The following is a 7023-nucleotide window of genomic DNA, read 5'->3' on the forward strand; positions in this document are numbered from 1 at the left end:
GCCACTCTAATGTAATTCGACTTTACAGTCAACTTTTATTTTCGAGCTTTGACAATTTTTAACTGCTGTTTCTAACTGCTCTTTGTTGCTCCGTGATGAACTCCGTCAGTCACAAGCAACGAGCCGCGAATATACTGAAAACGAACTTGATAGTCAACTGAAAAAATGTGCTTCTGTTGCTTTTTTGAAAACCCAGTGGCTGATTATTTTTTTTTCTTTAAATAAAAGAGAGATAGCGGAGCGCAATAAAGAGGATAGAACCGGCAAGCGCAGTCTGGATGAAACGAGCAGGAATATAGACCTGCATCTTTGCTCCACAGTACATACCTATAAAGCCACCGATTCCGAAAAGTATTCCCAATCCCCAGTCCGGTGCAACAGCTGTTTCTGGAAAAAACACAGCGAGAATTTGAAAAAATACGACCCCTGCCAGTGAAGTAATAAAGGTGCCCATCAATGCTGCTCCGGCAACGGTATAAACAGGGAGACCAAAAACAGAGATAAAAAAAGGTGCCATGAGGGCTCCACCACCAATCCCGTAGATACCACCAATCAAACCAACGATCAGGCTAAGGAGTATTATTTTTTGTGTCGGAGCTTGGTAGGGTATTCCATTGAAGGTGAAACCAAGGGTTTGATAATTGAGCCAGGTATTGCTGATGCGATTATCGTTCCAGGTGCCTGTAGGCGGGGAAGCTGGTGCTCTGCTTTTTTTCTTTTGGGGCAGAAGAGTACAAAGAAGTTTACCTCCGATATAGATGAGTACGAGAGCAATGAATCGTTTAAAGAAGGTCGGATCAAGCAGGTAATGGGTGCGAATAACGGTACCTGCGAGTACCCCAGGCAGAGTACCGATAATCACTGTCCAGGTGAGGGGCCAAATCATACGGCCTTCCCGGATATAACGGAACACTCCGCCCGGAATTGCTGTTATGTTAAAAAGATGATTTGTTGCGCTGACCGATGGAGTGGTGAATCCCAGATAGCTGACTTGAAAAGGGAGCAAGAGAAAGGCCCCGGAAACCCCGGCCATTGAGGTGAAAAAAGATATGCAAAAGGCCACCAAAGGGGGCAGCCAAGGTTGAACATCTATGTCTGCTGTTGGGAAATACACCGGTAAAGGGAGATTCTATTCCTGAATCCATTTCGTGAGTGTGTCAATAATGCTTTGGGCCTGCTTTGCACTGGAAATGTTGAATTTTGACTTGGGAAGATATTGCCCGTTACGTTTTTGATAGCGACGGATGGTGTATTTTTCAGGTCCGTATTCCTCTTTGCTGCGACTGTAGTCCTGGTAACGAAAAAGAATGGTGGTCCAGGCTCCTTTTGTCAGGATCTCCTTGTCCAGTTCTTTGACAATCTGAATACCATCTTCTTCGTAATTAATGCTTATTTCATCGACCTCTGCTGCCATTGTGTTCTCCAAGATTTTGAGTTTTGAGTTTGTTGTTTTTGATTGCTATCGGGTTGCTCTGTGCGGGACCTGGAGGCTGGGATCAGCATATTGCATGGATATCTCACGGAAGCGTTCATGTACCTTGAGGAAAACTTCCATGAGTTCGGGGTCAAAATGTGTTCCTTTGCCAGCTTCCATGATGGTGACAGCCTTATCGTGGGTCACCGGGATCTTATATGATCGTTTTGAGGTAAGAGCATCATAGACATCTGCAATGGCCATAACCCTACCAGAAATAGGAATATTTTCTCCAGAAAGCCCTTGAGGGTATCCACTGCCATCCCATTTCTCCTGATGAGTATAAACGATTTCCAGCGCTTTTTCCAAAAAGTAGTTCGTGCCGACCCTATGTAATGCAGCTTCAATGATTTCTTTGCCGTAATAGGTGTGCTTTTTGATCTCCTCAAACTCTTTGGCACTGAGTTTGTCAGGTTTGAGGAGTATGTTGTCTGGAACCCCTATCTTACCAACATCATGGAGAGGAGCGACCTTACAGATGACCTCAATCTCTTCAGGTGTGAGGATTTTTTTGTATCGTTCTGTCTGTTGGAGTTCTTCTGCAATAATTTTAAGATAGATCTGTGTTCTTCTGATATGTCCTCCTGTTGCCTGATCACGCGTTTCTGTCAGGGTTGTGATTATTTCAAGGATTGCCTCCTGCATCAGGACGAATTCTTTTTTTTTCTTTTGTCGCTTGCGTTCAGATTGGTAGAGTTTAATCGGATAGATTAACGAAAAATTAAACAAGAGCAAGAGGTTTGGGTAGAGTGGAGAGAAAAAAATTCCGTTTGAGAAAAAGAGGAGTTTACTACTGTAAAAAAGAGCGATTTGACCCAGAAGTAGTGTCAGAAGAGCGGTCCGGGCACCAAATTGAAAAAAAAGAAATACGCTCGTTAAACCAATTATGATTATAACTCCTAGTTCTGCGGCAGGACGCCATGTTGGATTGTGAATAAATATGTTGCTGAGGATGTTCTCAACGATATTTGCATGAAATTCAACACCTGGTAAAATATGATCGCCTGGCATGTGGTGGAAATCATTCAATCCTGCGGCTGATGTCCCGAGAAAAACAATTTTATTTGTGATTTTTTTTTCAGGGATATCTCCACTGAGCAGGTTAGCTGCTGAAATGTATTCAAAGGCTCTGTGGGAGGTTGCCGTAGGAAGCTTGGGGTGAACAGCAAAGTTGCCTTGGTGATCAAGAGGGATGAAACGATCATCCATGATAAGGCCTGATGGACCATATTGAGAGATTTTCAGGAGCAGTGTTTGAGGGGGATGGGCTGCGAGCAGGGTAGCAAGAGAGAGATGAGGATAGAGCTTTCCTTGATACATCATGAGAAGAGGAACCCGACGTAAAATACCATCTGCATCAGCTTCCACATTAAGGAATCCTTCCTTTGTTGCAGTGTTGTTAAAAATAGGTAGGTTACAAACAACATTGTCTGCTTGTACAAGGAGTTGGTCTTCTTTTGCTGCCCCAATATATTGTATGCCGATGTTGAGCGGTTGAGTGTCACAGCGCTGGTTAGGTGTTTTTTGTCCAAAGGTGAAGTAGAGGCTGGTGACAAAATTACCCTTGCTAAGGATATGGGCAAGGTGAGAATCATTATCCCGAAGATGCTCAGGAATGTGCTGGAGTTCGTTGAGATTGACCCCGAAATGGTTCTCAAGATTTTTGTACACATTGACTAAGGATGTCCTGTCAGACTCAGTAAGCATGATGTCCAACCCCACACCAGTGGCTCATATTGTTGGATTTTTTCCAGGAGTTCAGCAAGAAGAAATCTGGGCCACGGCCATTGACCGTATTCTCTGAGCGATCTTTCGTCAATATCGACAATTAACGGAGCATTGATGCTGGCAGGGGAGGAAGTTGCAAGCAGGAAATAGTCGTAAATTTTCAGGTTGATTTCATTGAGGATGGGCAGGGAGGAGAGGCTCAGGGCTGCGATGATGGAGGTCGGCAAAATAGCCGTTATGATCAGCAAGAGTGATTTGCCCCAGGTATTCATCTTGCTCTTCATCTTGTCTGAAACCGGGGCAAGCGATGTTGAACCGCCGGTTTCTGAAGATATGCTCATCTCGTTATAAAGTTGAGGCGACAGGTGAAGTGGAAGGTGGATGTATTTCGAGTAGGGTGCAATTATCGAATAAAGAGTTCCACCCTTCTGTTTTTCGGTTCAGCAACATTATCTTTTGTGGGGATCATAGGATCAGTTTCGCCATGGGAGGAGACCTCAAGGAGTTCACGAGGGGCTCCAATGGTGAGCAGTTTATTTTTGACATGAATGGCTCGTGCTAAGGCAAGGGCGAGGTTGTATTCATTGCTTCCCTGGGTATCTGTGTGGCCAATGATGGAGATCTCACAGGGAAGACGTTCTTTGATCCTCTCCAATATAAGCGGGAGTTTGTTCCGGCATTTTTCAGTTAGATCGCTGGTGCCCGGAGTAAAGTAAAGAATGTACTGATCTGCTGTGCCTGGGATTGCCTGAAGAGTATCCTGAAATTTGTTTTGAACCTCTTCCTTGGGAAGGATTTTTGTTCGTGTGGGAACATGGGTGCTTGAGACCTGCGCAGATTCGTTGGCCTTTGATAGAGTGGTGCTCCCAGCTCTGTTGGAAATGGTTATTTTTCCAACATTGCCGTCCTGATCAGGAAGCAATACAAAAAGATCCTTATTTTCTACGGGAGGCTCAATGTTTTGAGCAGCACAGCCGAATAACAGAACTGTGCTGAAAACAGCAGGCAGTAAGCGGGAAAAAATATGCATTGGTAATAATCCTCTCAGATCCTTCGATGGTGCGTAATGGAGCTATTCTTTTGCTGCTGCCTTGACTAAGAAACTTGTTCCCCTGACACCAACAACAGCGGTCGGGGTTTTGAACTTCACTGATTTTGGCGATAATTTACCTATGGCTCCTGAGATATAGGAGGCTGTTCCTTGAATCAACTCTGTTAAAAAACCAAAAGTTCCCTGGGCAGGCTGAAAAGAATATTCGTCAATATTTATTTCACTGTTTGCACCAAGAGATATTCTGGTATTGTCAGTAAAAATGACACCCAGCGCCCCGTTTGCTCCAGTGATTATCTTGTCGCCTCTTTTGACCCGGATACCATCTTTGGCAATAATTTGCTGACCATCCCGGATAATGGTTCCAGAGCCGGTCACTTTTCTGAGTCCTCCGACAAAATCCTGAGCAAAGGCTGGTAATGGGGCAAGCAGTAAAACAACGAGAAGTAAGAGGGTTATTTTCTTTCTCAACATGGCTACGCTCCTGTTATTATGAAATGTGTCGGTTTAGTTTGTGTCCTTTTGTCCAGACAGGATGGACAGTATGTACAACCTGTTTCTTACCTTTTTTATTTTTCTATAGTTACAATACCTTCGCCATTCAGCTAACAGACTTACATCCCAACTTGCTTGCTAATTGGGCTATAATACGTGTTCGTGGGTTGTCACTGTAACTCGTTGAGTATAGATAAAAATAATTAAAACTCTGTCCGCCAAATCCCGGACCGTTTTTTAATTTACAGGTCAATTATTAACTCTTTGAAACACTGTAACCTCTGCTGAAAGATCGCCATTCAGAATGGCGAAGGTATTGAGTTACCTACTCTATTTAATCAAAAAAAGATAGTTTTTTCAATATATTTTAAGGAGAGTTGCAAGGTGATTTATCTCTCCTCTATCGAGCTTTGCTGCTTCCTTGCCTGTTTCTTGTCATGACGATCCTCAGTAGCTACGGTCGGTGAAAAAATGAGGCTCACAGCAGGGCTGGTGTGCAGGATATCTCGCTGGTAACGGGACCAGTCAAACCTCCAGGGGTCAGTTTTACGACCTGGGGCAATATCGCAATGCCCATATATATAGCGGACAGGGTGCCGGGAAAGGATGTCCTTTGTCAGCAGGGCCAAGGCTTTGTATTGGGCCTCGGTGAATTCGGTATCTTCCGTGCCGATGAGTTCAATGCCGATACTAAAGTCGTTGACACTTTCCCGTCCATCGTTAGGCATCCTGCTGAATCCAGCATGCCACGCCTTTTTGTCCTCTGCAACAAGTTGCCACACCTTGCCATTCAGATCAATCAGATAATGAGACGAAACGCCGTGTTTGTCCAGACATTCTTTGCAGGAATGGGCAGAAAAACGGTCTTTCGCTTCTGGATTATGCATTGAATGGATGATAATGGTGTCAATCTCTGTGCCTTGGGGACGTTTTTCATATTGGTCGGTTGGTAGGTGGCGGATAGCTTTTTGTACAGGCACGTTGTTTATATCTGGTTATTTTATAAAAAAAGGCAGAGCCGCAAAGCAGCCCCGCCTCTGTTGTTGGTTTTTGGTTATTGAACTGAATTACTTCTTATCACCGCAGTCTGACTGTGCGGCATCGGAAACAATTACGTCTTTCTCTGCTTCAGTGATCAAACCTGTTTCGACAAAGCTCTCCGCGCTTTTCGCCGTGCAGGAGACATGCTTGCCGTGGTTCTTCCACAGGCTGGCAATGCCTTGCGGTCCTTCGCAAGGACAGAGCTGGTCAATGGAGCAACCGTCACCATCAACCACTGCACCGAGTTCGGTTCCTGAGCAATTGTCATTACAGTTAGTTACTCCGTCTTCGTCAGAATCACCATCTACTACAGTTATTGTTGCAGCAGATTTATCATCCACACCATGGTTGTCGGTGACAGTGAGAGTGACCGTATTCGCTCCAACATCCGCGCAGGTGAAGCTTGACGGAGAAACGGTCATTGATGCGATACCGCAGGTGTCGCTTGAACCGTTGTCAATGTCGGTAGCGGAGATCAACGCCTTACCGGAGGCGTCAAGCTGGACCGTGATATCCTTTGCCAAGGCTGTCGGCGGCACATCAAGGATCGTCACCGTTTTACAGGCCGTGTCTGTACTTCCGTCGTCATCGGTTACTGTAAGGCAGACATTGTGGTCTCCGGCATCTGTAAAGGTAAAACTCGGATTCTGTTCTGTACTGCTGCCGAGCCCGCCAAAATCCCAGGCCCAACTCACGATATCATCAACTTCGCTTGTAGACTGATCGGTAAATTGTACCGCAGTGCAGTCAAGCTGAGGTTCGGACGGCAAAGCAAAGGCTGCTGTCGGTGCCTGGTCGTAAATCTGAACTCTCGCCTGAGCGATATCCTCGGCACCGTGTTCGTCAACCACTTTCAGAAATACATACATTCTGATCCGTTTCGCACCGGCATCATAACCGGCTGCTGAGAAGGTCGTGAAGCCATCGGATGACGGTGTTTCAAATGTGCCGTCTTCATTCAAATCCCAGTCATACGAGATCAGTTCATCGCCATCAGGGTCATAGGAGTTTGAGCCGTCGAGTTCAACCGTACGGCCTTCGAGCACTTCATAATATTCGCCCATGCCGTAGTAGTCTTTGCCCGCATCCGCTACAGGCGGACGGTTAGCCCAAGTTCGTGACATAAAAAGTCAAAGTTATGCAAAAACAACAAGTTGCTTATTTTTTGACTATTCCTATGGCACTACAAATTTTTATTTTGCCGGAATCGTCCTCTTGATAATCCTGCCAGGAT

At 45.3% G+C, this 7023-nt stretch carries 7 protein-coding genes and 1 pseudogene; all 8 read right to left on the reverse strand.

The window, feature by feature from the left end:
- Nucleotides 1-217: 217 nt before the first annotated feature.
- The 8 genes and pseudogenes from L2082_RS17620 to L2082_RS17655 all read right to left on the reverse strand — a co-directional run bounded on the left by L2082_RS17620 (nucleotide 218) and on the right by L2082_RS17655 (nucleotide 6913).
- The gene (locus tag L2082_RS17620) at nucleotides 218-1114 is read right to left on the reverse strand and encodes a sulfite exporter TauE/SafE family protein (RefSeq protein WP_446010847.1); all 897 of its coding nucleotides are present in this window, start codon (nucleotides 1112-1114) and stop codon (nucleotides 218-220) included.
- Nucleotides 1115-1129: 15 nt separating this feature from the next.
- Nucleotides 1130-1414 carry a hypothetical protein gene (locus tag L2082_RS17625; protein WP_446010846.1) on the reverse strand — a complete coding sequence of 95 codons (285 nt, stop codon included), beginning with the start codon at nucleotides 1412-1414 and terminating at the stop codon, nucleotides 1130-1132.
- Nucleotides 1415-1459: 45 nt separating this feature from the next.
- Nucleotides 1460-2119: an HD-GYP domain-containing protein gene (locus L2082_RS17630; protein WP_446010848.1), complete on the reverse strand. Its 660-nt coding sequence runs from the start codon at nucleotides 2117-2119 to the stop codon at nucleotides 1460-1462.
- Between the two features lie 291 nt (nucleotides 2120-2410).
- Nucleotides 2411-3543, reverse strand: a pseudogene (locus L2082_RS17635) (CHASE2 domain-containing protein); the annotation flags it as partial.
- Between the two features lie 62 nt (nucleotides 3544-3605).
- Nucleotides 3606-4232, reverse strand: a complete 627-nt coding sequence (locus L2082_RS17640) for an OmpA family protein (RefSeq protein WP_446010845.1) — start codon at nucleotides 4230-4232, stop codon at nucleotides 3606-3608.
- A gap of 42 nt (nucleotides 4233-4274) precedes the next feature.
- The gene (locus tag L2082_RS17645) at nucleotides 4275-4727 is read right to left on the reverse strand and encodes a FecR family protein (protein ID WP_446012045.1); all 453 of its coding nucleotides are present in this window, start codon (nucleotides 4725-4727) and stop codon (nucleotides 4275-4277) included.
- A gap of 410 nt (nucleotides 4728-5137) precedes the next feature.
- Nucleotides 5138-5728 (reverse strand): N-acetylmuramoyl-L-alanine amidase, encoded by a 591-nt coding sequence (locus tag L2082_RS17650; protein ID WP_446012046.1) that lies wholly within the window; start codon nucleotides 5726-5728, stop codon nucleotides 5138-5140.
- An 87-nt stretch (nucleotides 5729-5815) separates the two neighbouring features.
- Nucleotides 5816-6913, reverse strand: coding sequence for a PKD domain-containing protein (locus tag L2082_RS17655; protein WP_446012047.1), 1098 nt, complete (start codon nucleotides 6911-6913; stop codon nucleotides 5816-5818).
- Nucleotides 6914-7023 lie beyond the last annotated feature (110 nt).

This window comes from Candidatus Electrothrix sp. (assembly GCF_052785085.1).